Genomic DNA, 979 nt, shown 5'->3' with positions numbered 1-979 from the left:
GCTTTGGCGGTAGTCCATGAGGACGAGCGCCTGAGCTATGGCGAGCTCAACGCGCGAGCCAACCGGCTGGCGCATCACCTGATCGCGCTCGGGGTGAGGCCGGACCAGCCGGTGGCGATCTGCGTCGAGCGCAGCCCGGCGATGGTGGTGGGTGTCTTGGCGATCCTCAAGGCGGGCGGCGCCTATCTGCCGCTGGACCCGGCCTATCCCTGCGCGCGGCTGCGGCAGGTTGTCGAGGATGCGGCGCCGCGGCTGCTGCTGGCCGATGCGGCCGGCCGCGCCGCGCTCGGCCCCGAGGCGCTTGTCGATGTGAGCGTGGTCGATCTGGAGACGGCGACCCCGGCTTGGGCCGAACTGCCCGCTTGCGATCCCGAGCCGCGCGCCCTTGGCCTGACCTCACGCCATCTCGCCTATGTGATCTACACCTCCGGCTCCACCGGAACCCCAAAGGGCGTCATGGTCGAGCACCACAACCTGGTCAATCTTACAGCATGGCATGTGCAAACGTTCTGTCGGCAACGAGAAACCTGCTGCGCACTCACGGCCGGAGTGGCATTCGATGCCAGCATTTGGGAGCTGTGGTCTGCATTATCCAATCGTAGCGCATTGCTGCTCTCGCCAAGAGCAGCAGCAGGAGATCCCCTGCTTCTACTGCAATGGTGGTGTGATCAATCGCTGGAGACCGCCTTTTTAGTCACGCCGCTGGCTACAACCGCGTTAGAAGACAAGCAAATAAATCCCACATTGGAGTATTTGCTTATTGGCGGTGATCGTCTCCAGCGTGTGCCTTCCCGGCTACCGTCGCCTCTCAAGTTAATAAACAACTATGGCCCGACGGAAGTTACCGTCGTGGCAACCTCGGGACGGCTCTTCAGTGACAACGTTGTGCCGCATATCGGGCGTCCGATTGCGAACACGCGGTTGTATCTTCTGGACGGTCATGGCGCGCCGGTGCCGTTCGGGGCGGTGGGGGAGCTTT

At 63.0% G+C, this 979-nt stretch carries 1 protein-coding gene; it reads left to right on the top strand.

The genetic code is table 11. From position 1 onward, the window contains the following. Positions 1-979: AMP-binding protein (locus NKH60_RS34960; protein ID WP_352875133.1), on the top strand; the 979-nt coding region annotated here is incomplete at both ends.

It is taken from the genome of Mesorhizobium sp. M1006, from assembly GCF_040318825.1.
In the GTDB taxonomy this organism is placed as follows: Bacteria; Pseudomonadota; Alphaproteobacteria; order Rhizobiales; family Rhizobiaceae; genus Mesorhizobium.
This window is presented reverse-complemented; position numbering and strand designations above follow the sequence as displayed.